26 protein-coding genes are annotated in these 22,352 nt (G+C 63.4%); 12 read left to right on the forward strand and 14 right to left on the reverse strand.

Going from position 1 to position 22,352, the window contains the following annotated elements; genetic code table 11:
• Positions 1-9: 9 nt before the first annotated feature.
• Entirely contained in the window at positions 10-1,083 is a 1,074-nt protein-coding gene (locus A3722_RS19910; RefSeq protein WP_067628468.1) for a Hint domain-containing protein, read from the reverse strand.
• 199 nt (positions 1,084-1,282) lie between these two features.
• Here A3722_RS19910 and A3722_RS19915 point away from each other — a divergent pair, with 199 nt between their 5' ends.
• On the forward strand, positions 1,283-1,810 hold the full coding sequence (locus tag A3722_RS19915) for a winged helix DNA-binding protein (protein ID WP_067628469.1): 528 nt from the start codon (positions 1,283-1,285) through the stop codon (positions 1,808-1,810).
• A 39-nt stretch (positions 1,811-1,849) separates the two neighbouring features.
• Here the strand turns inward: A3722_RS19915 and gap are convergent, their stop codons facing one another.
• From gap to A3722_RS19945, 6 genes are all read right to left on the reverse strand, one after another.
• A complete protein-coding gene (gene gap / locus A3722_RS19920) occupies positions 1,850-2,851 on the reverse strand; it encodes a type I glyceraldehyde-3-phosphate dehydrogenase (RefSeq protein WP_067628470.1) in 1,002 nt (333 codons plus the stop codon).
• Between the two features lie 145 nt (positions 2,852-2,996).
• Entirely contained in the window at positions 2,997-4,277 is a 1,281-nt protein-coding gene (locus A3722_RS19925) for an amidohydrolase family protein (protein ID WP_067628473.1), read from the reverse strand.
• Positions 4,278-4,332: 55 nt separating this feature from the next.
• Positions 4,333-5,277 carry an ABC transporter permease gene (locus A3722_RS19930; RefSeq protein ID WP_067628475.1) on the reverse strand — a complete coding sequence of 315 codons (945 nt, stop codon included), beginning with the start codon at positions 5,275-5,277 and terminating at the stop codon, positions 4,333-4,335.
• Positions 5,277-6,326 carry an ABC transporter permease gene (locus A3722_RS19935; protein ID WP_067628477.1) on the reverse strand — a complete coding sequence of 350 codons (1,050 nt, stop codon included), beginning with the start codon at positions 6,324-6,326 and terminating at the stop codon, positions 5,277-5,279. Before A3722_RS19935 ends, A3722_RS19930 begins: the two co-directional genes overlap by 1 nt.
• Entirely contained in the window at positions 6,316-7,863 is a 1,548-nt protein-coding gene (locus A3722_RS19940) for an ABC transporter ATP-binding protein (RefSeq protein WP_067628479.1), read from the reverse strand. The genes A3722_RS19935 and A3722_RS19940 overlap by 11 nt, the downstream gene beginning before the upstream one ends.
• Positions 7,863-8,870 (reverse strand): BMP family protein, encoded by a 1,008-nt coding sequence (locus tag A3722_RS19945; protein ID WP_067628481.1) that lies wholly within the window; start codon positions 8,868-8,870, stop codon positions 7,863-7,865. Before A3722_RS19945 ends, A3722_RS19940 begins: the two co-directional genes overlap by 1 nt.
• Positions 8,871-9,044: 174 nt before the next feature.
• On the opposite strand from A3722_RS19945, the gene A3722_RS19950 reads away from it, so the two are divergent.
• The gene (locus A3722_RS19950; RefSeq protein WP_067628483.1) at positions 9,045-10,379 is read left to right on the forward strand and encodes an aspartate aminotransferase family protein; all 1,335 of its coding nucleotides are present in this window, start codon (positions 9,045-9,047) and stop codon (positions 10,377-10,379) included.
• Positions 10,380-10,392: 13 nt separating this feature from the next.
• On the opposite strand, the gene A3722_RS19955 is transcribed toward A3722_RS19950, so the two are convergent.
• From A3722_RS19955 to A3722_RS19975, 5 genes are read right to left on the reverse strand one after another with little or no spacing between them, the layout of a single operon-like run.
• Positions 10,393-11,349, reverse strand: coding sequence for an energy transducer TonB family protein (locus A3722_RS19955; RefSeq protein WP_067628485.1), 957 nt, complete (start codon positions 11,347-11,349; stop codon positions 10,393-10,395).
• Positions 11,346-11,735, reverse strand: coding sequence for an ExbD/TolR family protein (locus A3722_RS19960; RefSeq protein WP_067628487.1), 390 nt, complete (start codon positions 11,733-11,735; stop codon positions 11,346-11,348). The genes A3722_RS19955 and A3722_RS19960 overlap by 4 nt, the downstream gene beginning before the upstream one ends.
• A gap of 2 nt (positions 11,736-11,737) precedes the next feature.
• Positions 11,738-12,115: a biopolymer transporter ExbD gene (locus tag A3722_RS19965; protein WP_082849554.1), complete on the reverse strand. Its 378-nt coding sequence runs from the start codon at positions 12,113-12,115 to the stop codon at positions 11,738-11,740.
• Entirely contained in the window at positions 12,108-12,794 is a 687-nt protein-coding gene (locus tag A3722_RS19970; RefSeq protein WP_067628491.1) for a MotA/TolQ/ExbB proton channel family protein, read from the reverse strand. The genes A3722_RS19965 and A3722_RS19970 overlap by 8 nt, the downstream gene beginning before the upstream one ends.
• Complete coding sequence (locus tag A3722_RS19975) at positions 12,794-13,240, reverse strand: hypothetical protein (protein WP_067628493.1); 447 nt, start codon at positions 13,238-13,240, stop codon at positions 12,794-12,796. The genes A3722_RS19970 and A3722_RS19975 overlap by 1 nt, the downstream gene beginning before the upstream one ends.
• Before the next feature lie 276 nt (positions 13,241-13,516).
• On the opposite strand from A3722_RS19975, the gene A3722_RS19980 reads away from it, so the two are divergent.
• Positions 13,517-13,975, forward strand: coding sequence for a beta-lactamase hydrolase domain-containing protein (locus tag A3722_RS19980; protein ID WP_067628495.1), 459 nt, complete (start codon positions 13,517-13,519; stop codon positions 13,973-13,975).
• A gap of 27 nt (positions 13,976-14,002) precedes the next feature.
• Here A3722_RS19980 and A3722_RS19985 read toward each other — a convergent pair whose 3' ends face one another.
• Positions 14,003-14,308: an ArsR/SmtB family transcription factor gene (locus A3722_RS19985; protein WP_067628498.1), complete on the reverse strand. Its 306-nt coding sequence runs from the start codon at positions 14,306-14,308 to the stop codon at positions 14,003-14,005.
• A gap of 94 nt (positions 14,309-14,402) precedes the next feature.
• On the opposite strand from A3722_RS19985, the gene A3722_RS19990 reads away from it, so the two are divergent.
• The 6 genes from A3722_RS19990 (at position 14,403) to A3722_RS20015 (ending at position 19,764) form a co-directional block, all read left to right on the forward strand.
• Positions 14,403-14,837 carry a YeeE/YedE family protein gene (locus tag A3722_RS19990; protein WP_067628499.1) on the forward strand — a complete coding sequence of 145 codons (435 nt, stop codon included), beginning with the start codon at positions 14,403-14,405 and terminating at the stop codon, positions 14,835-14,837.
• A gap of 1 nt (position 14,838) precedes the next feature.
• Entirely contained in the window at positions 14,839-15,279 is a 441-nt protein-coding gene (locus A3722_RS19995; RefSeq protein WP_067628501.1) for a YeeE/YedE family protein, read from the forward strand.
• Entirely contained in the window at positions 15,279-16,196 is a 918-nt protein-coding gene (locus tag A3722_RS20000; protein ID WP_067628503.1) for an MBL fold metallo-hydrolase, read from the forward strand. The genes A3722_RS19995 and A3722_RS20000 overlap by 1 nt, the downstream gene beginning before the upstream one ends.
• 54 nt (positions 16,197-16,250) lie before the next feature.
• Positions 16,251-17,972, forward strand: coding sequence for a SulP family inorganic anion transporter (locus A3722_RS20005; protein WP_067916394.1), 1,722 nt, complete (start codon positions 16,251-16,253; stop codon positions 17,970-17,972).
• Between the two features lie 61 nt (positions 17,973-18,033).
• Positions 18,034-18,498, forward strand: a complete 465-nt coding sequence (locus A3722_RS20010) for a CreA family protein (RefSeq protein WP_067630416.1) — start codon at positions 18,034-18,036, stop codon at positions 18,496-18,498.
• Positions 18,499-18,615: 117 nt separating this feature from the next.
• Complete coding sequence (locus A3722_RS20015) at positions 18,616-19,764, forward strand: lytic murein transglycosylase (RefSeq protein ID WP_067630413.1); 1,149 nt, start codon at positions 18,616-18,618, stop codon at positions 19,762-19,764.
• Between the two features lie 6 nt (positions 19,765-19,770).
• On the opposite strand, the gene A3722_RS20020 is transcribed toward A3722_RS20015, so the two are convergent.
• A complete protein-coding gene (locus A3722_RS20020; RefSeq protein WP_067630410.1) occupies positions 19,771-21,111 on the reverse strand; it encodes a FliI/YscN family ATPase in 1,341 nt (446 codons plus the stop codon).
• 70 nt (positions 21,112-21,181) lie between these two features.
• Between A3722_RS20020 and flgB the strand changes: the two genes are divergently transcribed.
• Genes flgB through A3722_RS20035 form a run of 3 tightly spaced genes read left to right on the forward strand, consistent with a single transcriptional unit; the run spans position 21,182 to position 22,350 of the window.
• Positions 21,182-21,586 carry a flagellar basal body rod protein FlgB gene (flgB, locus tag A3722_RS20025; protein ID WP_067630407.1) on the forward strand — a complete coding sequence of 135 codons (405 nt, stop codon included), beginning with the start codon at positions 21,182-21,184 and terminating at the stop codon, positions 21,584-21,586.
• A 9-nt stretch (positions 21,587-21,595) separates the two neighbouring features.
• Positions 21,596-22,006 (forward strand): flagellar basal body rod protein FlgC, encoded by a 411-nt coding sequence (gene flgC / locus A3722_RS20030; protein WP_067630405.1) that lies wholly within the window; start codon positions 21,596-21,598, stop codon positions 22,004-22,006.
• A gap of 11 nt (positions 22,007-22,017) precedes the next feature.
• Positions 22,018-22,350, forward strand: coding sequence for a flagellar hook-basal body complex protein FliE (locus A3722_RS20035; RefSeq protein ID WP_067630402.1), 333 nt, complete (start codon positions 22,018-22,020; stop codon positions 22,348-22,350).
• The last annotated feature ends 2 nt before the right edge of the window (positions 22,351-22,352 follow it).

Consider the following 22,352-nt stretch of genomic DNA (forward strand, 5'->3'; position numbering starts at 1 on the left):
GCCCGGCCCTTACGCCACATGCCGCAGGATCGCCGCCTCAGACGTGCTGAGATTGCGACGTGCGAAGCCACCGTAGCTGTGCGGATCAGCCGCCAACTGCGGATGCGCCGCAAGCAGACGCGCCCGGTCCTGCGCGCCAAGACTGGTGAGCGGGGCCGAGGCGGGATGAAAGCTCTCGGTCTCGACCCCATTGGCCCACATCACCTGATGCTCTGCCAGCAACACGTGGATATAGGTCACTTCGCGCAGAGACATATCGCTGGCCACGCTGCGCCCGTTAATCAGGTCTTTGGCCGCGACCAACACCTCATCACAGTTGAACAGATCACGAGCCTGCGGGCCTTGCAGCACGATCCGGTGATCCGGTGAGACCAGCAGCGGGGCATCGGGCCGTGCGATCCCCAAAGCGCCGGGGCGGAACCGCACGGGGCGCAGATGCGGCATGGCGTGGAGCCGTGCGCCGCTCATCCGGCGGCTGCCGATCCACTCCAGCGGCTGCGCGCCGTTGTCTTTGGTCTGGATCAGATCGCCCTCGCGCAGATCTTCGATCAGGGCGCTGCCCATGGGCGTGCGAATGCGGGTGCCGGGGGTAAAGCAGATGACACCGCCACTCTCGACCTCAAAGAGCCTATCACGCTGCGGTTTTATGGTGCTGTGCATCACCCAGAGTTCACAGTCACGCGGCGGCAATTCATCGACAAACATCAACAGCGGTGTGCGACCTTGGCCAGCGTCGATCAACGTAACCGTGTAGGTCCGCGCGCCGTTGGTGACCATGAAACTGTTGTCGAGCGGTGGGGCGGTATGGTCGTCACGCAAAGCTTTGGGAGGCATCACGCCACCCTCTTCCAGCGCCGCGCCGATCAAGCGCTGCACCTTGCGGGCCGCGCGCTTGCGCAGCTGCTCTGCCCCGTCCGCCATATCCAGCCGCAACACATCGTTCGGCCCATCCACACGGAGAGTGTCCCCGCGCCACGCCCAGGCCGCGCCCAGTTCGAGCGACTGCACCGGTGCGGCCTCCAGACCGTCGATCTCTGTTTGCGACCAGCTGATGACAAACGTGCCTCGAAAGCCCGTTTTCATTGCTGCTCTGCCTGCCTCACGTATTTTTATTAACCCCAGCCTACCAAAGCCGCTGCCCTCGCGAAAGATGGCATGAATGTGGCATTTCAATCTGTTGCAAATTGATCTTCATGCGCCACACGGACAAAGACACGCCGAACGCTTGTAAATCGCCAGCGTCTTGGTAACGTTATTCAGGTCAAACAGCCGGAGGCACCGCATGTCGGAAAAAATTCCCCCCACCCCGTCACGTCGCATCGTCTCTTCGCGCCACTTGGCCGAGGGCGACGGCTGGGAAGCCTCCGAACTCGAATACGGGATGATCATCGCCTATAACGCCTTCACCCGCTGGATGTCGCGTTGCATGGCGGCGGCGGGCAATGGGGATCTGACGCCGCTGGAAATCCTCGTGCTGCACAACGCCAACCACCGGGGCAGGGAGAAACGGCTGACGGATATCTGTTTTCTGCTGAACATCGAAGACACGCATACGGTGAACTATGCGCTGCGCAAGCTGGTGAAAGCGGAACTGCTGAGTGCCGAAAAACGCGGCAAAGAGGTGTTCTATCGCACCTCCCCCGCCGGGGCCGAGCTGTGTGAGGCCTATCGCGCGATCCGTCAGGCGTGTTTTCTGGATGGCTTGCCGCGCACCGATATCTCGGGCGAGGAACTGCGAAAGATTGCAGCGCAGCTTCGGGCGATGTCGGGGCAATATGACCAAGCGAGCCGCGCAGCGGCGTCGCTGTGAAGCGGAACGCGGGAGAGGTTCCCCCGCGTCCCAGCTAGCTTAGATCAACGCGGCAATCGCACGCGCGGTGTCGTTCATGCGGTTCGAGAAACCCCATTCATTGTCATACCAGCTGACCACACGGATCATGCCGCCATCGGTCACCCGCGTCTGTTCGGGCGCGAGGGTCGAGGAATGCGGATCGTGGTTGAAATCGGCCGACACCAGCGGCGCGGGTTCATAGGCCAGCACGCCCTTCAGCGCACCGTTGGCCGCCTCTTGCATCGCCGCGTTCACCGCCTCTGCCGTGGCGGGTTTCTTAGGCATGACGCAGAGATCAACGAGCGAGACATTCGCCGTCGGCACCCGCACGGCAGAGCCTTCGAGCACCCCTTTAAGATGCGGGATCACTTCGGAGATTGCGGCAGCAGCACCGGTTGATGTGGGCACCATCGACAGGGCAGCGGCGCGGCCACGATAGGGGTCGCGGTGCGGGCTGTCATGGGTCGGCTGGTCGCCGGTATAGGCGTGGATCGTGGTCATATAGCCAGTCTCGATCCCGAAGGTGTCGTCGAGCACTTTGGCCACCGGGGCGAGGCAGTTGGTGGTGCAAGAGGCATTGGAAACGATCACGTCTTCGGCGGTCAGATCTTGATGGTTCACGCCGTAGACCACGGTGCGATCCACGCCCTTGCCCGGGGCCGAGATCAACACCCGCTTGCTGCCGTTTTCCAGATGTTTCGCCGCCGCATCGCGCGTGGTGAAGAACCCGGTGCACTCATAGGCGACATCGACATCGCCCCACGGCAGTTTCGCCGGATCACGCTCTGCCGTCATGCGAATGGTCTGACCTGCGACATGCAGACTGCCGTCTTTCAATTCCGCGTCCGCGGTCAGGCGACCATGGACGGAGTCGTATTTCAGCAGGTGCAACAGGTTTTCGGCATCGGTCAGATCGTTGATGGCAACGACTTCGATCCCGTCAAAGCCGTTCTCGATCAGCGCGCGCAGCACGCAGCGGCCAATGCGGCCAAAGCCGTTGATGGCGATTTTTGTGGTCATGGTGAATCCTCCGGTGGCCCAGTTTCGGGCAGATTGGCGCGGTTAGCGCTAACATAACAGCAGGTGCAGAGGAGTTCAATCGGCCATAGAAACGAAAACGGCGCCCGCTGGGGGGCGCCGTCCTAGGTGTCGGTAAACGCTAGGTTTATGAATGTGCGCTATGGCGGCGGCGCACGCTGTCGGGCCGCCCGGGCAGGTTCAGCCGCGCGTCATTGCGGGACTGGCGTGAGATCACCCGCCCCTTGGCCACCACACAAAGCCGGTCGGGCCGCAGGCGCAGCGCCTCGATCGGGTTGCCCGCGTCCAGCACCACCAGCGAGGCGGTCGCGCCCACCTTGAGGCCGTAATCCTGCAAGCCGAGGATCCGCGCGTTTACATTCGTCACCATGTCAAAGCAGCGGTGCATCTCCTCGGGCGAGGTCATTTGCGCCACATGCAGCCCCATGAAGGCCACGTCGAGCATGTCGCCCGTGCCCATGGAATACCACGGGTCCATCACGCAATCCTGCCCCCATCCGACGTCGATGCCCATGGCCTGCATCTCCTTCACGCGGGTCAGACCACGGCGTTTGGGATAGGTATCGTGGCGGCCCTGCAGGGTGATATTGATCAGCGGGTTGGGGATCGCGGCGACTTGGGCTTCGGCCATCAGCGGCAGCAGTTTTGAGACGTAGTAGTTGTCCATCGAATGCATCGAGGTCAGATGCGAACCGGCCACCCTGCCCTGCAGCCCGAGGCGTTGGGTCTCAAAAGCCAGCGTCTCGATGTGGCGCGAATGGGGGTCGTCGGTCTCATCACAATGCAGGTCGACCATGAGGCCGCGTTCGGCGGCGAGTTCGCAAAGTGCGGTGACGGAAGCAGCGCCATCGGCCATGGTGCGTTCAAAATGCGGGATGCCGCCGACCACGTCGACGCCCATGTCGAGCGCGCGGATGGTGTTTTCATGCGCCGTCGGGTCGCGGTAGAGCCCATCCTGCGGGAAGGCCACGAGTTGCAGGTCGATGTAGTCCTTCACCGCCTCGCGCACGTCGAGCAGGGCTTCGACGCCCAGAAGCCGGTCGTCGCAGGTGTCGACATGGCTGCGGATCGCGAGAAGGCCCAGCGAGGCGGCCCAGTCGCAGTATTCTAGCGCTCGGGCTTTGACCTCGTCTTGGGTCATGACCTCTTTGAGTTCGCCCCAGAGGCCAATGCCCTCCAGAAGTGTGCCCGAAGCGTTGATCCGCGGGGTGCCGTAGCTGAGGGTGGCATCCATGTGGAAATGCGGATCGACGAAGGGCGGGCTGACGAGGTCGCCGCTGGCATCGATGGTCTCGCGGGTTTCGGCGGTAGAGAGGTCTTCGATGGCGGTGATTTTGTCGCCCTTGATGCCGATGTCGGTGCTGCGGCCGTCGGGGAGTGTGCCGCCTTTGATGATGAGGTCGAACATGGGTTACTCGTGTGTTTGATTTGGCCCGGCGAAGGGCGTGGAGGGAAGCGTCAACTCAGCGCTCCCCCTTGTTGAACGGCACCATCAGGGCCGCTGGCACCTGTGCCCGGCGGGACATCACGACCAGCGCGAGGATCGACAGGATATAAGGCGCCATCAGGAAGATCTGGTAGGGGATGTCAGCCCCGAGCGGCGTTTGTTGCACGCGGATTTGCAACGCATCAAAGGCCGCGAACAGTACCGCGCCGAGCAGCGTCTTGCCCGGTTTCCACGAGCCAAAGACCACCAGCGCGATGCAGATCCAGCCTCGGCCATTGACCATCTCGAAGAAAAACGAGTTGAAGGCCGACATGGTCAGAAACGCCCCGCCCACGGCCATGAACCCGCTGCCGACCATCACTGCGCAGATGCGGATGGCGGAAACGCTGAGGCCCTGCGCCTCGACCGCTGCCGGGTTTTCGCCCGCTGCGCGCAGGGCAAGGCCCATGGGCGTGCGGTAAAGGACCAGCGTCACGGCGACGACCAGCACGAAGGCGAGATAGGTCAGCGGCGTTTGGTTAAACAGCGCGGGGCCGATCACGGGGATGTCGGAGAGGATCGGGATTTCAAGCGGTTGGAAGGCTTCGATTTTCGGCGGCGAGGTGACCTCGGGCAGCGCCAGACGGTAGCAGTAGTAGGTGAGCGAGGTCGCCAGCAGCGTGATGCCAAGGCCGACGACATGCTGGCTGAGGCCAAAGGGCACCGTCAGCACCCCATGCACCAAGCCGAAGGCCATGCCCGAGAGCATCGCCACCGCCACGCCGAACCACAGCCCGCCGCCGAGATAGACGGTAAGCCAGCCGGCGAAAGCGCCGACGACCATGATGCCTTCGATGCCGAGGTTCAACACCCCTGCCCGCTCGCATATGAGCTCGCCCAGAGCGGCAAAGATCAGCGGCGAGGCGATGCGGATCGCGGCGGTCCAGAAGCTCGCCTGAAGTAGAATGTCGAGAATATCCATCAGTCGCGCCTCACCCGGAATTTGGTCAGCATGATCGCCAGCACCATCGCCAGAAGCGCCAGCGCCAGCATGATATCGGCAAGGTAGGTCGGCACGCCCGCCGCGCGGCTCATGCTGTCGGCGCCGACGAAGATGCCCGCGACGAAGAGCGCGGCGACCACCACGCCAAGCGGGTTCAGCAGCGCCAGCATGGCGACGATGATGCCAGTGTAGCCAAAGCCGGGCGAGATATCCAAGGTGAGGTTGCCCTTCAGCCCCGCCACCTCGGAAAAGCCCGCCAACGCAGCAAGGCCGCCCGACAGCAGCGCCGTCTTGATCAGCGTGGCGTTGACCGGAATGCCCGCGAACCGCGCCGCCGCAGGGTTCAGCCCAACAGCGCGCATCTCGTAGCCCAGCGTGCTGCGGCGCTGGATGACCCAGACGACGAAGGCCGAGATCAGCGCGAGGCCGAAACCCCAGTGCAGCCGCAGCCCCTCGGCGATGCGGGGCAGACGTGCCTCCCCGATCAGCCGGGCAGATTTGGGCCAGCCAAGGCCCATCGGGTCTTTCAATGACCCTTCGAGCAGCATAGACACCCAGAGCAGGACGACGAAATTCAGAAGCAGCGTGGTGACAACTTCATCGACGCCAAAGCGGGTCTTGAGGAAAGTCGGCACCAACAGCACCACGGCCCCCGCGAGCATCGCGGCCAGCGCAATGGTCGGCAGCAGCGCAAAGCTGGGCCAGGCCAGCGCACCGGTGCCCAGTACCACGGTGACCACCGCGCCCATGTAAAGCTGCGCTTCGGCCCCGATATTCCACAGCTTCGCGCGAAAGGCGACGGCGACGGCAAGGCCGGTGAAAATCAGCGGCGTAGCGCGGTTGAGGGTCTCCAGCGTGGCGAATTTCGAGCCGAAGGCGCCTTTGACGATCAGGCCCAGCACCGAAAACGGCTGCGCGCCGGCGACCATAGCTAGCAGCGAGGCCGCAACCACCGTGGCGAAAAGCGCCAGCGCTGGCAGGCCCAGCGAGCGGGTCCATGTGGGGTTGGCAATGGGTTCAAGCCGCATGGGGGGCCTCCTCGAAACCATCGCCCGCCATCCAGACGCCCAGTTCGGCGGGGGTGAGCGCGCCGCGGGCGAAGCCGGGCGAGAGACGGCCTTCGGAGATCACATGGATCACGTCCGACAGCGCCGTGACCTCGTCAAGGTCTTCGGAGATCAGCAGCACCGCCGCCCCCCGGTCGCGGGCGGCGAGCAGTTGTTCATGCACGTAGGTCAGCGCCCCGATGTCGAGGCCGCGCACCGGCTGGTTGGCCAGCACCACCGAAGGCGCGGTCTCAAGCACGCGCCCCAAGATCAGCTTTTGCATGTTGCCGCCCGAGAGCAGCCGGATGCGGGTTTCCGGACCGGGGCAGCGCACGTCGTATCCCTTGATGATCTTGGCCGCGAAGTCGCGCGCGGCGCGCCAGTTCATCCAGCCGTGGCGGGAGAAACCGGGGCGGGAGTAGAGTTCAAGCACCGCGTTTTCGGTGAGGTCGAAATCGGCGATGGTGCCGGTCTTGTGCCGGTCTTCGGGGATGCGGGCGATGCCTGCGCTGATGGCGGCATGGGGCGACCAACTGCGCGGGGCGTCGCCTTTCACGTGAAACGTGCCCGACGCGGGGCGGATCAACCCGCCGATCAGGTCGGCCAGCGCGGTTTGGCCGTTGCCGGAGACCCCGGCAAGGCCAGTGATCTGGCCCGCACGCAACTCAAGATCGACGTTCTTTAGCCCCGGTGCAGAGCCGATGTCGGGCGTAGAGACGCCTGACAGCGTGACCAACGCGGCACCCGGATCGGCACGGCGGACGACGGGGGCGGCGACTTCTGAGCCGACCATCATCTGCGCCATCGCTGCACGGTCAGTCTCGGCTGTCTTGCCTTCGGCCACGAGCTTGCCATGGCGCAGCACCACGACGCGCGATGAGATCGCCATGACCTCATGCAGTTTATGCGAGATGAAGATCACCGAGAGGCCAAGCGCCACGGCTTTGCGCATGGTGGCGAAGAGGTCGTCGGTTTCTTGCGGGGTGAGAACGGCGGTGGGCTCGTCCAAGATCAGAATACGTGCTTCGCGGTAGAGGGCTTTGAGGATCTCGACCCGCTGCCGCTCGCCCACGCTGAGGCTGCCGACCTGTGCGTCGGGGTCCACCCGCAGCCCGTAGTCTTCCATTAGCGCAACAATCCGCTGCCGCGCCTGCGCGCGGCCGAAACCGGGGCGCCAGATCGAGCGGGTGCCGAGCACGATATTTTCCAGCACGGTCATATTGTCGGCCAGCGTGAAATGCTGGTGCACCATGCCGACGCCCGCGGCCAGCGCGGCACGCGGATTGCCCGCAGGCAGACGTTGGCCGAAAACCTCAACATGGCCTTCGTCGGGGGTGTAATGTCCAAACAGGATATTCATCAGCGTGGTCTTGCCTGCGCCGTTTTCGCCTAGCAGGGCAATGACTTCGCCCTGCCGCAGATCAAAGCTGATCGCGTCATTGGCGGTGAGTTTGCCAAATCGTTTGGTAATATTATCGAGGCGCAGGACAACCTGCGCCTCGGATCTTGGATCGGTCATTAAGAGGACTTCGGTTCTTCGTCGTTGATGTCGACGGTGAAGGAGCCGTCCTTGATCGCCTGCTCGCGCTCTTTGACCATATCCAGCGCCTCTTGCGGGACTTTGCCCTCGAAGGTGCCAAGCGGTGCCAGCGAAGACCCGCCCTCAGACATGAAGGAATAGCGGCCATAGTCGTCGGCCATGAACTCGCCTGCTTTGACGGCGGCGATGGCGGCATCAAGGGTCGGCTCGAAATGCCAAAGTGCCGAGGCGACGACGGTTTCGGGGTACTCGGCTTGCGTGTCGATCACATTGCCGATCGCCAGAATGCCTTTTTCCTGCGCCGCGTCCGACACGCCGAACCGCTCAGCATAGAGTACGTCGGCCCCCTGCTCGACCATGGCGAATGCGGTCTCCTTGGCTTTGGGCGGATCGAACCAAGAGCCGATGAAGCTCACTTGGAACTTGATATCGGGGTTCATTTCCGCGGCACCCGCCATGAAGGCATGCATCAGGCGGTTGACCTCAGGGATGGGAAAGCCGCCGACCATGCCGATGTTGCCGCTCTCGGTCATGGCACCGGCGATGATGCCCGACAGATAGGCCGCGTCCTGAATGTAGTTGTCGAAGACCGCGAAATTGGGCAGCGCCTCGTCTTGCTTAAAGCTGGAGCCCATGAGGAAAGCCACATCCGGGTAATCGGCGGCAACTTCGCGCGCCTCGGCTTCGGCACCAAAGACTTCGCCGACGATCAACTGGTTCCCGGCCTCGGCATATTCGCGCAGCACGCGGGCGTAGTCGGTGTTGGAGACGTTTTCAGTGAAGGTATATTCGATGTCGCCGCGCGCCTGTGCGGCTTCGGCCGCTTTGTGGATGCGGCTGACCCATTGCTGTTCGACCGGCACGGTATAGACGCCAGCGACTTTAAGCGGCTCGGCAGCCAGCGCGCCCTGTGGCAAAAGGCTGGCCCCGGCCAGCATGGCCGCCGTGCCCAATAGGAAGCGGCGTGTGAGATTGCGTTGTGTCATATTATATCCCCCGTTGGTTAGGTATTTTACCGTTTGATAAAATAATTTACCTGTCAAGCTTCTCCTGACCCTAGGTCAGCCCAAGCTTTTCCGAATACGCGCGGTGTGCTGATTAATGTGGCAGTCAGCAAGCGAAGCGGTAAATAGGGTCGACCCCAAGGATCGGATTCTACGATGAGCCATGTATTGCACCGTAACTTGCGCGCCACGCAACCTGTGATCGTACGCGGAGAGGGAAATTTCCTTATTGATGACAAGGGGAAGCGCTATCTGGATGCCTGCGGCGGCGCTGCGGTGTCGAGCCTTGGACATGACAACGCCGCCGTGCGCGCCGCTGTCGCCGCGCAGATGGACCAGCTCGCCTTTGCGCATACCGGCCTCTTCACCAACACCCCAGCAGAGGCGCTGGCCGACCATTTGATCGCCCGCGCACCTGAGGGCACCGGCGAAGGGCGGGTGATGTATCTGGGCAGCGGGTCCGAGGCGATGGAAGCGGCGCTGAAGCTCGCGCGGCAGTATCATCTGGAGCGGGGCGACAAAGCGCGGGCGAAGATCATCGCGCGCAAGCCCAGCTATCACGGCAACACGCTCGGCGCGCTGGCGGTGGGCGGCCATGCCGGACGCCGCGCGCCCTTTGCGCCGATGTTGATGGATGTGGAGCATATCGACGCGGCCTATGCCTACCGCCTGCAACGCGAGGGCGAGAGCGAGGCGGATTTCGCGCGGCGCTTGGCGGATCAGTTGGAGACGCGGATCGTTGAGTTGGGGCCGGAGACGGTTGCCGCCTTCGTGGCGGAGCCTGTGGTGGGGGCCTCGCTCGGCTCTCAGCCAGCGCCTGTGGGGTACTTCAAGCGGGTGCGTGAGATTTGTGACCGCCACGGCGTGCTGCTCATCGCCGACGAAGTGATGTGCGGCATGGGGCGGACGGGAAGCCTTTTCGCGTTGGAGCAGGAAGGTATCTGTGCCGACATCACCACCATGGCCAAAGGCCTCGGCGCGGGCTACCAGCCCATCGCGGCGGTGATGGCCCGCGAAAGCGTGATCGACGCGATCATGGCGGGCAGCGGCAATCTGTGGAACGGGCATACCTATATGTCGCACGCAGTGGCGACGGCGGGGGCGCTGGCTGTGCTGCAAGAGGTCGAGAGCCGCGATTTGCTGAGCGCGGTGCGCGCGCGGGGGCGGCAGTTGGAAACGGCGCTGCGCGAGCGGTTCGGCCAGCATGCCCATGTCGGTGACATTCGCGGGCGCGGGTTGTTTTGGTCCATCGAACTGGTGGCCGAGCGTGACAGCAAGACGCCCTTCGACGTCAGCCGCAACCTTGCGGGCAAGATTCAACGCGCGGCGATGGAGGCGGGGATGATCTGCTATCCGTCGCAGGGCTGTGCTGATGGTACTGTGGGAGATCATGTGTTGCTGGCCCCGGCCTTCACCTCGCCGCCCGAGGAGATCGAGATGACCGTCGAAATGCTCGGCACGGCAGTGGATCAGGTGATCGCGGAGGGCTGAGCCCTCCGCCCGGTTACCGACCTTTGATCTGGATCGAGAAATTGCGTTGCGCCCCGGCGGGCGGGCGCGGGAAGGGTGCGGCCTGCCGGATGATGCCAAGCGCCGCTTGATCCAGCGCCGCCGACCCGGAACTGCGCGCCACCCGTGCGCCTGCCAACTGCCCGCCCCCGCCAATGGAAAAGGCGATCACGGCGGTCCCGCGTGAGCGAACACGCGGTTTGCCGACGCGGGCGATGCGGCTCATCACTTGGCCGGGATAGTTACTGGCCGCCGCATTGCCCGCAGGTGCTGCGGCCCGCTGACGGGTGCCGGACTGCGCGGCGTTGCCCGCACGGGCGGCGGTCTGCGCGCCCTTGGTGTTGTCGCGCTTCGCATTGCCGCGCGTGGTCTGCTTGGGCTTGGGTTTCGGCTGCGGCTTGGGCTTGGCCTTCTTGGCGGCCTCGGCGGCGCGCTCGGGGTCGCGGCGCTGCGGGCGCTGCGACAGGCGTGGCGCGTCATCCTCGGCCTCGGCGGTGAGGGTTTCGACCGGGGGCACCGGGGCCGCGGCTGTGATGGTCGGCGTGGCGCTGGTGGTCTCGGGCGGGGTTTCGACCGGGGTCAGGGCAGGCAAGACGGGTGTCTGCGCCGCAGTGGCGGGAGGTGGGGCCACAGGCATGGGCTCTGCCTTCACCGCTTGCATTGGCTCGGCGGCGGGCGTGGGCGTAACCGTTGGCGCGGAGGTCGGCGGCAGCGCCTCGGCGGCCTCCAAGGGTTCGGGCTCGGGGGTCGGCGTGATATCTTCCACCGGTTCGGCCTCTAGCGTGCCGACGGCCATATCCTCAAACCGGGTGCCAAGCTGGGCCGCGGCGGGCGCTCCGCCGCCCGCGATCTTGGCGCTGTCGTCAATTTGCGCCAGTTGCGACACGCCCACGACGAGGCTGGCCGCGACGCCGATGGAAAGTGTTTTAGCGAGACCAGAACGGGGGATCATTGCAGCGCCCTTTCGGTGACAAGCATGACGCGCTCTGCCCCCGCGCCACGCAGCTCGCGGGTCAGTTCCACAAGGCGGCGGGCAGGCAGCGCGCGGTCAGGCAGCAGCCGCACGGTATCGCGCTCTTCTTCGGGCAGCGCGTCGATGAATTCAGCCACGTTGGCGCGGTCTTGGCCTGCGAATGTCATGCGGCCATCGGCATGGACCACCAGCGCATTGGGCGGCGCGCGGCCCTCAAGCTCACGGGTTTCCACGAGGTTCAGATCGGAATCCAGCGGCTGCGACAGGGTGCCCGCGACCATGAAGAAGACCAGCATCAGAAAGACGATGTTGATCAGCGCGATGGTCGGTTCGCGTTGCGGTTTGGCCTTGGCGATGGGTCGCATGGTCAGCCCTCCAAAACCGAGACGCTGAGCCCCGGCAGGGCGCGCAGCGCGATGAGCAGATCGGCCAGCGCCTGCGCCTCGACCTCGGCCCCGAGCGAGACCAGTAGCGGCGTGCCCTTCTCGGCCTCGGCCAAGGGGCTGGCGGTCAGCGCGTCGAGCGCCAGCGCATCGCCGTTGAGGCGCAGCCCCTCGGTGGTCAGTTGCAGGAAATAGGGTTTCGCCCCCGTCTCGGCCCCTGCCCCGGATGTCGCTGCGGCCAATTCGATCTCGGCAAATTTTGAGAAGGTCGAGGTTAGCATGAAGAACAACAACAGCAGAAAGATCACGTCGATCAGAGAGGTCATGGAGAGGCGGTTGCGCCGCCGGCGTGGCCTAGCCATGGGCTGGCCGGGGCGCGGCGGCGGCAAATTGGGTCGCGGCAGGTGTGGCGGCGGGGGCCGCGTTCTGGCCGGGGTGCAGCACGGTGAGGATCGCCTTGTCGGCGATGACGCGCTCGGTCTCCATCCGCTGCTCCAGCCAGCTGAGCACCAGCGCGGTCGGCATGGCAACGACGAGGCCCACCGCAGTGGTCAGAAGCGCCACCCAGATGCCCCCCGCGAGGATCGAAGGATCCACCTGCGACCCTGCGTCTTGCAAGGCGCGGAAGGCTTCGATCATGCCCAGAACCGTGCCAAAGAGGCCCAAGAGCGGGGCAAGCTGCGCCACGGAATCGAGCAGGCGAAAGCCGCGCTCCAGCTTGGCAAAGCGCAACTCGGCCTCGGCCTGCAAGCGCGAAGCGCCCGCGTCGGGCGTAGACATGGCCAGTTCGATCACCGGGGCGAGGTAGCTTTTCGACCGGCCCAGCGCTGAGCGTGCAGCGGCGGCATCGCCGCGCTCCCAAGCATTTACCGCTTCTGAAAGCGCCCGGTGACGGCCCACGGCGGCGGCGCGGAACTGCCATGTTTTATAAAGTGCCACGGCGAGGGTCAGCACCGCCACGGCCATGAGGATTACCACAACCGGGCCACCGGTTTCGGCAATGCCCCGCAGAGGGGTCAGCAGTTCATCCAGTTGATTCATCAGCCCAGCACCTCGATCTCGGTCCGGGTTGCCGGGGCCAGCGCGTTTTCGCAGGTGCCCGCCGCGATCCCCGCGCCTTCGCAGCTTTGCGCACCGTTAAAGAGGATACGGCCAAGATTTTCGCAGGTGGTCTGCGGCACCACGAATTGGCGCACGCGCGGGCGGCCAACGGGCAATTGACCAAAGTCAAAAAGGGTCAGCCGGTTCACGGTGCCTTCGCGGTCGAACAGCACGGTTTCATAGACGGCTTTGTCCAAGGGCGCGGAGAGGTCGTTCGTAATGAGAAAGGTCAGCTTGCAATTGGCCTCCGTCGTGTCGGCGGCGTTCAACTCGACCTTGAGCGAGGGGGCCGCAGTCGCCGCTACGGCGGCAGGCGTCTCGGCGGCGGCGCCTTGGCCAAAGGACAGGGACAGGGCCGCGAGGAACGCGGAACGAAAATGCGGCATGGGGGTGGCTCCCGATGGATTTATCTTTGATCACGGCGCGCTGCTGGGGCGCCTGCCACGGCTGGGCAGAATCGTCAAAGCAGCTGTCACGCCAAGCGGAATTTCTTTGTGCTGCCTAGCAAAATCGGTCAGCGGTGACAATCCTGACTTTAATGCTCGGATAAAGCAATCCCTCGCTGCCCGCCTTCTGCGCAGGGAACAGTTGCGTCGATCTGGTGTTGTGCTGCTGAAACCATCGCGCGCGGCAATATCGCCCGCGCAGAGAAGGAGGCCAGAATGACCGACGACAGCCAAAAGATCGCGACCATCGACCCCGCCCATAACGTGGCCCTGTTCACGCCGGACGCCAAAGCACTGGAACAGGCGGCTTCGGCCGGGATGAAAACAGTGGTGAACTTCCGCGCCTCGGATGAAAAAGGCGGCCTCTCCCCCGATGAAGAGCGCTTGGTGGCCGAGAAGCTGGGGTTGAACTACCTGCACCATCCGGTCACGCCGGATACGCTTGGCCCCGAGACGGTGGACGAATTTCGCAAGTCACTGGACGACCTGCCGCAGCCGGTGTTCCTGCACTGCGCCTCGGGCAAACGGGCCGGGGCGATGACGCTGATGGCCCTTGCGGCAGACAAGGGATGGGACGGTGACACGGCCCTGCAAGAAGGCAAAGCGCGCGGCATTGACCTGACCGAAGAGAAGATCGGCCAGTTCGTCAAATCCTACGCGGATCGCAAAGCGTGAAAGAGGCGTCCGGTTTTACCGGGCGCATTATTTTTGCGCGCAGTAGAGGCCGTGCAGCGTTTCCAGAACGGCCACGGCCTCCTGCCCTTTGACCCGGTAAAAGATCGTCTGCCCCGCGCGGCGACTGTCCACAAGCCCCGCTTCTTTCAGCTTTTTAAGCTGCTGTGACATGGTGGATTGCGACAACCCGCAGGCCTGCGCCAAATCCCCAACCGAACGCTCTCCGCCCAGCAGCCGGCACAAGATCTGCAACCGCGCTTCCGATGCGAGCATCGTCATCAGGGCAGCCGCTCCGGCAATGTCACCGTCCAAGAAATCGTCCGAGTTTTTCATATTAGCATCATTGAATATTATGAATTGGTAATATATACTGAACAGCAGTCTGAGACAAGCCAGCCGCCAAGGCGGGCGCGTAAGGAGTTGAGAGATGGAAACCGAATTCACACCTTGGCTGTCGCTGGGCGGCGGCGCATTGATCGGGGCCTCGGCGGTGCTGCTGATGGCGACGAACGGGCGCATCGCGGGCATCAGCGGGCTGACCTCACGGCTATTTGCGCGCAGCAGTGACGGCGAAGCGCGGGGCGTTTCGTTCTTTTTCGTGCTGGGGCTTTTGCTGGCAGCGCCGCTTTGGTTGATTGTCTCGGGCGGCTGGCCGCAACAATGGGTGCCTTCGAACCCGCTTTTGATGGCTCTGGCCGGGCTGCTGGTCGGCTTTGGCGCGACCTATGGCAATGGGTGTACCTCGGGCCATGGGGTCTGCGGCATCAGCCGTGGCTCGGCGCGGTCGATCGTGGCAACGGTGACCTTCATGGCAACGGCCTTTGTGACGGTCTTCGTCATGCGGCATGTGTTAGGGGCGTGATATGAAACAGATATTCGCCCTCCTCTCCGGCCTCGTCTTTGGCATCGGCCTTATCGTCTCTGGCATGGCGGACCCTGCCAAGGTGCTGAACTTTCTTGATGTCTTTGGCACGTGGGATCCCAGCCTCGCCTTTGTCATGGGCGGTGCCATCGCCGTGACCGCACCGGGCTTTGCATGGCTGTTCCGCAGCCGTCAGACCCCCTATTTCGACAGCACATTCCGCGTCCCCACCCGCAACGATCTTGAGCCCAAACTGCTGACCGGTGCTGCGATCTTTGGCGTGGGCTGGGGCTTGGGCGGCTTCTGCCCCGGCCCTGCGCTGACCGCCTTGCCCTTGGCGGCCAGCGGCACGTTGATCTTTGTGCCCTTCATGCTGGGCGGCATGTGGATCGCCCGCCACACCCCTGATTTGATGACCAAAACCAAGAAAGGACCTGCCTGATGAGCGACCCTCTGAATACACCCGTCGTGCGCCATTCCCCTTCAACCGGTGCGGGCAGCCCCGATGTCTGGGGCATCTATGAGCCCGACACAGGCTCGATCCAATACATCTGCGCCGATCCGGCGACCAAGAAGGCCGCGCTGATTGACGTAGTCTGGAACTTTGACCCGAAGAACTACAAGTTCAGCACCGAAAGCATGGATCAGGTCTTGGACCTTGTGAAAGAGCACGGCCTGAGCGTGGAATGGGTGCTTGATACGCATCCCCATGCGGACCACGTCATGGCTTCTGCCCATCTGAAAGAACGAACTGGCGCGCCCAATGCCATCGGTGCGCTGGTGCCTGAGATCGCCAAGATTTGGGCGGACCTCTACAACCTGCCGAACGCCTTTGACCCCGACCGCGATTTTGATCATCTGTTTGAAGAAGGCGAGACGTTTAAGATCGGTGAATTGGACGCCAAAGTGATGCTGTCGCCCGGTCACACGCTGGGGTCGATCACTTACGTCTGCGGCGATGCGGCTTTCGTGCATGACACATTGATGCAGCCCGATGCAGGCACCTCGCGGTCGGATTTTCCGGGGGGCAAAACGGCAGAGCTTTGGGATTCGATCCAAGACATCCTCGCCCTGCCCGGCGACACACGGCTTTACATCGGCCATGACTATGGCACGGATGACCGCAAGGAACCGACGTGGGAAGCCACGGTTGATGAGCACAAGGCCAAGAACATCCACGTCAAGGACGGCACCAAGCGCGAGGACTATATCGAGCGCCGCCAGAAGCGAGACGCGACGCTTTCGCTACCCAATCGGATCCTTGCGGCCTTGCAGATCAACCTGCGCGGCGGGCGCCTGCCCGATGCCGAGGATGACGGCAACCACTACCTGAAACTGCCGGTTAACCGTTTCGACTAAACCAGACCGGGCGGCCCTTCGGGGCGGCCCCTTCCCCTTGACGGATTGCCTTACATGACCCTGCGGCCCCTTGCGCAATATCTGCCGATCCTCGACTGGGGGCGCCGCTATGACCGTGGCCAATTCACCAGAGATTTGGTGGCGGCGGTGATCGTCACCATCATGTTGATCCCGCAATCGCTGGCCTATGCGCTGCTGGCAGGGATGCCGCCCGAGGCTGGCATCTACGCCTCCATCGCGCCGATCGTGCTTTATGCCATCTTCGGCACCAGCCGCGCACTGGCGGTGGGGCCAGTGGCCGTGGTGTCACTGATGACAGCAGCGGCGGTGGGCAATATCGCCGAAGCGGGCACGGCGGGCTATGTCACGGCGGCGCTGACGCTGGCGTTTCTATCCGGCGCAATGCTGTTAGCGCTCGGGCTGTTCCGGCTGGGCTTTCTGGCGAATTTTCTGTCTCACCCTGTGATCGCGGGGTTCATCACTGCCTCGGGCATCCTGATTGCCGCCAGCCAATTGCGTCATATTCTGGGGATCGAAGGCGAAGGCCATACGCTGGTCGAAATCCTCGCCAGCCTTTGGGCGGATCTGGGGGAGGTGAACCCCATCACCCTTCTGCTGGGCGTTACCGCGACGGCTTTCCTGTTCTGGGTGCGGGGCGGGCTTAAGCCCTTGCTCTTGCGTATGGGGCTGGGGCCACGCTTGGCCGATATCGGAGCCAAAACGGGGCCAGTGCTGGCGATCGTCGGCACCACGCTGGCGGTCTGGGCCTTTGATCTGGGCAGCCGCGGCGTGGCCATCGTGGGCGAAGTGCCGCAAAGCCTGCCGCCGCTCACGCTGCCTTCCTTCTCGCCCGACCTGCTGTCGCAGCTGTTCATCCCCGCGCTGCTGATTTCGATTATCGGCTTTGTGGAAAGCATCAGTGTGGCGCAGACATTGGCCGCCAAGAAACGCCAGCGCATCGATCCGGATCAAGAACTCATCGGTCTGGGCAGTGCGAACCTTGGCGCGGCCTTCACCGGGGGCTTTCCGGTCACCGGGGGCTTCTCTCGCTCTGTGGTGAACTTTGACGCGGGGGCCGAGACGCCCGCCGCGGGGGCCTTCACCGCCGTAGGGCTCGCGCTCGCGGCGCTGTTTCTCACGCCGCTGATCTATTTCCTGCCCAAAGCCACGCTGGCCGCCACGATCATCGTCGCGGTGCTGAGCCTCGTTGATTTCTCAATCCTCAAACGCGCGTGGGCCTTCAGCCATGCCGATTTCGCCGCCGTGAGCGTGACGATCCTGCTGACGCTGGTCTTCGGCGTGGAAGCGGGCGTAAGCGCAGGGGTCATCACCTCGATCCTTGTGCATCTTTATAAGACCTCGCGCCCGCATATGGCCGTGGTGGGCCGGGTGCCGGGGACTGAGCATTTCCGCAATGTCTTGCGCCATGAAGTTGAGACCCAGCCCCATGTGCTGTCGCTGCGGGTGGACGAGAGCCTCTACTTCCCTAACGCACGCTACTTAGAGGACCAACTGGCACGCCATGCCGCCGAAAAGCCCGAACTGACCGATGTAGTCCTGATGTTCCCGGCGGTGAATGAGATCGACCTGTCGGCGCTTGAATCGCTTGAGGCGATCAATACCCGGCTGCGGGATGCCGATATACGGCTACACCTGAGCGAGGTCAAAGGCCCCGTGATGGACAGGCTGAAGCGCAGCCACTTCTTGGACGACCTCACCGGCAAGGTCTTTCTAAGCCAGCACGAAGCCGTTTGCGCCTTGGCAGAGCGGCGGTAGAGACTGTCGAAAATTCGGCGGAGCCTAGGGAACCGCCCTGCCCGTCGCGCGTTTGCCTGCCATGAACAAGATATTCGCGCGCGCCGCCGCCCTTTCCGCCTGCCTTTTCGCCACTGCCGCCCCTGCCGAACAGGTTGGGAACGTCGATGTGGACTGGTTGGGCAATGACATCATCGTCGAAGCCGTGGCCGACCCCAAGGTCAAGGGCGTGACCTGTCATCTGGCCTATTTCGAACGCGGTTTGATTGACCGGCTGCAAAAGGGCAACTGGTTCGAAGACCCGTCGAACTCCTCCATTTCTTGCCGCCAGACCGGCCCGATTGAAGTTGGCGATATCGAGATGGATGATGAAGGCGAGAATGTCTTTAGCGAACGCCGCTCGATCATCTTCAAAACGCTGCGGGTGAAGCGGATTTTCGACCAAGAGAACAATACATTAATCTACATCAGTCACAGCCAGCAGGTGCAGGACGGCTCGGCCAAGATGTCGATGTCGACCGTGCCCTTGTTCCAGCCCGGACAATAAGCCCAAGGGCCAAGGATTCCTCGGCGAAGCCTTGCCATCTTGGCGATCCCGCCTTGTCGGGTGACCTGCCTGCGATATGCTGCGAAAAACGCAACAATGCAGCGACAGGCAGGATTTATGAGACATTCACGCAGAACATTCGCATTCGGCCTCGCCGCTCTGGGGCTGACCTCGGCCTGCTCAACGGGAGGCGGGGCGCTTGGCCCTGCAGCGGCGGCGGGGGTGCCGGACGATCTGCGCCCGGTGCCCAATGCAGGCTATGATGCTTGGGTCGCGGCGTTTAAGGGCCGTGCCTCGGCACAAGGGATTTCCGCCAACACCTTGGCTCAAGGGTTTCGCGGCGCGGGCTACCTGCCCGGCGTCGTGAAACGGGACCGTAACCAGACAGAATTCAGCCGCAGCTTGGAAGACTACCTCGCCATCGCGGCCTCGGACGAGCGTGTATCAAAGGGGCGCGCAGCCTTTGCACGGCACCGCAGTACGCTGAGCGCGATTGAGAACCGCTACGGTGTGGCGGCAGAGATCGTCGCGGCGGTTTGGGGGCTGGAGAGCTATTTCGGGGAGCGGCGCGGGAATGTACCTGTCGTTTCGGCCACTTCGACGCTGGCCTTTGACGGGCGGCGCGGGGCGTTCTTTGAAAAGCAGCTGATCGCGGCGTTAAAAATCCTGCAAAACGGCGACATCAGCGCGGACCGCCTCACCGGGTCTTGGGCCGGGGCCATGGGGCATACGCAGTTTATTCCCACCTCCTATCAAGCCTTTGCGGTGGATTTCACCGGCGATGGCCGGCGCGACATCTGGTCGGAAGACCCCAGCGATGCACTAGCCTCGACCGCCGCGTATCTGTCGCGCAACGGCTGGACGCGCGGCGTGAAATGGGGCGGCGAAGTGGGCAGCATCCCCGCCAGCGCCGGGTCCGTGATCCAGCCACAGGCAGGCGGGCCGCAGTTTGTGGTAACCAGCAACTTCCGGGCACTGAAACGCTACAACAACTCCGACAGCTACGCGATTGGCGTGGGCCATCTGGCGGACCGCATCGCCGGGGGCGGACCGCTGCGCGGCAGCTTCCCCCCCGATGCAAACGGGCTGACCAAGGACGACCGTATGGCGCTGCAACAGCGGCTGACCGCGCGGGGGTTTGATACCGATGGCACCGATGGGGTGATCGGGCCAAACAGCCGCAAGGCGATCAGCGCCTATCAGGCCAGCGTGGGCCTGCCTGCGACGGGCGAGCCTTCGGTCGATCTGCTGCGTCGCCTGCAATAGGCGGTATCAGCCGGGGCTGATCCCGGCCCGGTCGAGCATCCCTGCCACCTCAGCAAATGAGGACTGCGGCGGGGTGTGCTCGGCCTTGCGCTGGCTAAGGAATGTCTCGCACGGCCCAGCGAATGCAATCGCGCGGTCCAGTTCGGGATTACTGCCGCTGCGGTAGGCGCCGATGCGGATCAATTCTTCCATATCGGCATGGGCCGCGAGCGCCTTATGGGCGGCGGTGAGCAACGTATACTCCACATCACTGTGGCAATCCGGCAACGTCCGCGAGACCGATGCCAACAGGTCAATCGCCGGATAGCGCCCCTTTTCAGCAATCTTGCGGTCCAGCACGATATGCCCATCCGTGATCCCGCGCACGGCGTCGGCGATGGGGTCATTCATGTCATCCCCATCCACCAGAACGGTGAAAATCGCGGTGATGTCGCCCTTGCCTACCGGCCCCGGCCCGGCGCGTTCCAACATCTGCGGAAGCTCCGAGAACACCGTCGGCGGATAGCCCTTGGCGGTGGGTGGTTCGCGCGAGGCGAGGCCGATTTCTCGTTGCGCCATGGCGAAGCGGGTTACGCTGTCCATCAAGAGCAGCACGTGCTGGCCCTGATCGCGGAAATGCTCGGCCACGGCCATGGCGGTCCAAGCGGCTTGGCGGCGGGTCAGCGGTGGCTCATCTCCGGTGGCGACCACCAGCACCGCTTTCTCCATCCCTTCGGGGCCAAGGTCGGTCGAGATAAAATCCTGCACCTCACGGCCCCGTTCGCCGACCAGCGCCATAACCACCACGTCACAGTCCGTATAGCGTGCCAGCATGGCCATCAGCGTCGATTTACCCACACCAGACCCCGCAAAAATGCCCAAGCGCTGACCTTGGCAAAGCGGGGTAAAGACATCGAGCGCGCGTACATGGGTCGCCAGTTTCGGGCCGATGCGTTTGCGGTCGAACGCACCCGGCGGGGCGGCGCGCAGCGGGCGGGGCTCGTTGCCCTCGGGCAGATGCCCCTTTCCATCAAGTGGTGCAGCAGAGGCGCTGATGACACGGCCCTTCCAGCTTTCGTCCGGGCGGATCACATCGCGGCCAACCGCGACCTCCACCCGGTCGCCCGCCGCCACCCCGCGCCATGAGCCGAAGGGGAGCAATTCGGTGCCATGGGTGCCAAGGCCCACGACCTCGGCATGAACCGGCCCGTCAGAGCCATGCACGATGCAGCGCTCGCCGATGCCCAGCACCCGCTCCAGCCCCACGGCGGTCAGGGTAATGCCGGTGATCGCGCGCACTTCGCCGGTGATCTCGGCCTCGCCCGCTTCGCGGGCAAAGCTTGTCAGCTCGGAAAAGAGTGTCTGCATGGATAAATTTCCTCTAGGAGAGCAAGCTAATATTTACTATACAAGGATTAAACAGGCTATAGGCAAAAAAATGAACTTGTCTAATCTTTCTATTCTTGGACTCGCTTCGGACCGGATGCAGTGGCTTTCGGCCCGGCAAAAGGTCGTGTCTGAAAACGTCGCCAATGCGTCGACACCGAACTTCAAAGCACGGGATGTATCGTCCTTTGAATCGATGCTGAGCGGAGAGCTGTCGCGCGATAAAGGGCTGGTGACGACCCATGACAAGCATTTCACCGGTGTCGCCCAAGGAACGCCCGGCGTGCGTGAGGTGACGGATCGCAGCGCCATTGGCACCACGCTGGATGGCAATACCGTAAACCTCGAAGAACAGGCCGTGAAGGCCGCCGAGATCGGTGACCATTACAGGTTGGCAGCACAGCTTTACCGCAAAAGCTATGACTTGCTCACCATGGCCGTCACCGGGAACAGGTAAGGAAAACGCATGGATCCGCTTCAGTCTATCGCCAAAATCGCCGCCAGCGGGATGACCGCGCAGACCGCGCGTTTGCGGGTGATCTCGGAAAACGTGGCCAACGCCGATTCCACGGGCACCACGCCGGGCGCCGACCCGTTCCGCCGCAAGACCATCAGCTTTTCCGAGTTGATTGACCGTAACGGCGGCGGATCACTCGTTGAGGTTGACCGCATCGGGCGCGACCAATCCCCCTTTCGCCGCGATTATGACCCGTCGCATCCAGCAGCGGATGACACCGGCTATGTCAATCGGCCCAACGTCGATCCCATCATTGAGATGGCCAACATGCGCGAGGCCTCGCGCAACTACGAGGCCAATATGAACATGTTCGAGTCAGGCCGCCGGATGCGCGGTCAGATGCTCGACCTGCTGAAGTGAGGTAACCTGAGATGAGCGATCCCGCCTCCCTGATCTCGACCGCCGCGGTTCGCGGTGCCTATCGCACCTCGCAATCGCTGACCGGCCAAAAGGGCGAAGCCATCGCCGAAGAGGCGGGCGCCAGCGCCAATAGCTTCACCAATATGGTGCAGCAAGCCTCGGAAAACGCGCTGGAAACAGTGCGCGAGGGCGAAGCCGTGGCCCAGGCCGGGCTGCGCGGTGAGGCGGATACCCAGCAGGTGGTCGAAGCCATGTTGGCGATGGAATCCACCGTCAAAGTCGCCGTGTCGGTGCGCGACCGCTTTGTCGAAGCCTATCAGGAAATCTTGCGGATGCCGATCTAGGC

Source organism: Sulfitobacter sp. HI0027 (assembly GCF_001634775.1).
Classification (GTDB): domain Bacteria; phylum Pseudomonadota; class Alphaproteobacteria; order Rhodobacterales; family Rhodobacteraceae; genus Sulfitobacter.

What these genes read in the sequence shown, in the direction of transcription:
- A3722_RS19910 (WP_067628468.1), bottom strand. Translation starts at nt 1,083, where the DNA reads ATGAAAACGGGCTTTCGAGGCACGTTTGTCATCAGCTGGTCGCAAACA.
- A3722_RS19915 (WP_067628469.1), top strand. Translation starts at nt 1,283, where the DNA reads ATGTCGGAAAAAATTCCCCCCACCCCGTCACGTCGCATCGTCTCTTCG.
- gap (WP_067628470.1), bottom strand. Translation starts at nt 2,851, where the DNA reads ATGACCACAAAAATCGCCATCAACGGCTTTGGCCGCATTGGCCGCTGC.
- A3722_RS19925 (WP_067628473.1), bottom strand. Translation starts at nt 4,277, where the DNA reads ATGTTCGACCTCATCATCAAAGGCGGCACACTCCCCGACGGCCGCAGC.
- A3722_RS19930 (WP_067628475.1), bottom strand. Translation starts at nt 5,277, where the DNA reads ATGGATATTCTCGACATTCTACTTCAGGCGAGCTTCTGGACCGCCGCG.
- A3722_RS19935 (WP_067628477.1), bottom strand. Translation starts at nt 6,326, where the DNA reads ATGCGGCTTGAACCCATTGCCAACCCCACATGGACCCGCTCGCTGGGC.
- A3722_RS19940 (WP_067628479.1), bottom strand. Translation starts at nt 7,863, where the DNA reads ATGACCGATCCAAGATCCGAGGCGCAGGTTGTCCTGCGCCTCGATAAT.
- A3722_RS19945 (WP_067628481.1), bottom strand. Translation starts at nt 8,870, where the DNA reads ATGACACAACGCAATCTCACACGCCGCTTCCTATTGGGCACGGCGGCC.
- A3722_RS19950 (WP_067628483.1), top strand. Translation starts at nt 9,045, where the DNA reads ATGAGCCATGTATTGCACCGTAACTTGCGCGCCACGCAACCTGTGATC.
- A3722_RS19955 (WP_067628485.1), bottom strand. Translation starts at nt 11,349, where the DNA reads ATGATCCCCCGTTCTGGTCTCGCTAAAACACTTTCCATCGGCGTCGCG.
- A3722_RS19960 (WP_067628487.1), bottom strand. Translation starts at nt 11,735, where the DNA reads ATGCGACCCATCGCCAAGGCCAAACCGCAACGCGAACCGACCATCGCG.
- A3722_RS19965 (WP_082849554.1), bottom strand. Translation starts at nt 12,115, where the DNA reads ATGGCTAGGCCACGCCGGCGGCGCAACCGCCTCTCCATGACCTCTCTG.
- A3722_RS19970 (WP_067628491.1), bottom strand. Translation starts at nt 12,794, where the DNA reads ATGAATCAACTGGATGAACTGCTGACCCCTCTGCGGGGCATTGCCGAA.
- A3722_RS19975 (WP_067628493.1), bottom strand. Translation starts at nt 13,240, where the DNA reads ATGCCGCATTTTCGTTCCGCGTTCCTCGCGGCCCTGTCCCTGTCCTTT.
- A3722_RS19980 (WP_067628495.1), top strand. Translation starts at nt 13,517, where the DNA reads ATGACCGACGACAGCCAAAAGATCGCGACCATCGACCCCGCCCATAAC.
- A3722_RS19985 (WP_067628498.1), bottom strand. Translation starts at nt 14,308, where the DNA reads ATGAAAAACTCGGACGATTTCTTGGACGGTGACATTGCCGGAGCGGCT.
- A3722_RS19990 (WP_067628499.1), top strand. Translation starts at nt 14,403, where the DNA reads ATGGAAACCGAATTCACACCTTGGCTGTCGCTGGGCGGCGGCGCATTG.
- A3722_RS19995 (WP_067628501.1), top strand. Translation starts at nt 14,839, where the DNA reads ATGAAACAGATATTCGCCCTCCTCTCCGGCCTCGTCTTTGGCATCGGC.
- A3722_RS20000 (WP_067628503.1), top strand. Translation starts at nt 15,279, where the DNA reads ATGAGCGACCCTCTGAATACACCCGTCGTGCGCCATTCCCCTTCAACC.
- A3722_RS20005 (WP_067916394.1), top strand. Translation starts at nt 16,251, where the DNA reads ATGACCCTGCGGCCCCTTGCGCAATATCTGCCGATCCTCGACTGGGGG.
- A3722_RS20010 (WP_067630416.1), top strand. Translation starts at nt 18,034, where the DNA reads ATGAACAAGATATTCGCGCGCGCCGCCGCCCTTTCCGCCTGCCTTTTC.
- A3722_RS20015 (WP_067630413.1), top strand. Translation starts at nt 18,616, where the DNA reads ATGAGACATTCACGCAGAACATTCGCATTCGGCCTCGCCGCTCTGGGG.
- A3722_RS20020 (WP_067630410.1), bottom strand. Translation starts at nt 21,111, where the DNA reads ATGCAGACACTCTTTTCCGAGCTGACAAGCTTTGCCCGCGAAGCGGGC.
- flgB (WP_067630407.1), top strand. Translation starts at nt 21,182, where the DNA reads ATGAACTTGTCTAATCTTTCTATTCTTGGACTCGCTTCGGACCGGATG.
- flgC (WP_067630405.1), top strand. Translation starts at nt 21,596, where the DNA reads ATGGATCCGCTTCAGTCTATCGCCAAAATCGCCGCCAGCGGGATGACC.
- A3722_RS20035 (WP_067630402.1), top strand. Translation starts at nt 22,018, where the DNA reads ATGAGCGATCCCGCCTCCCTGATCTCGACCGCCGCGGTTCGCGGTGCC.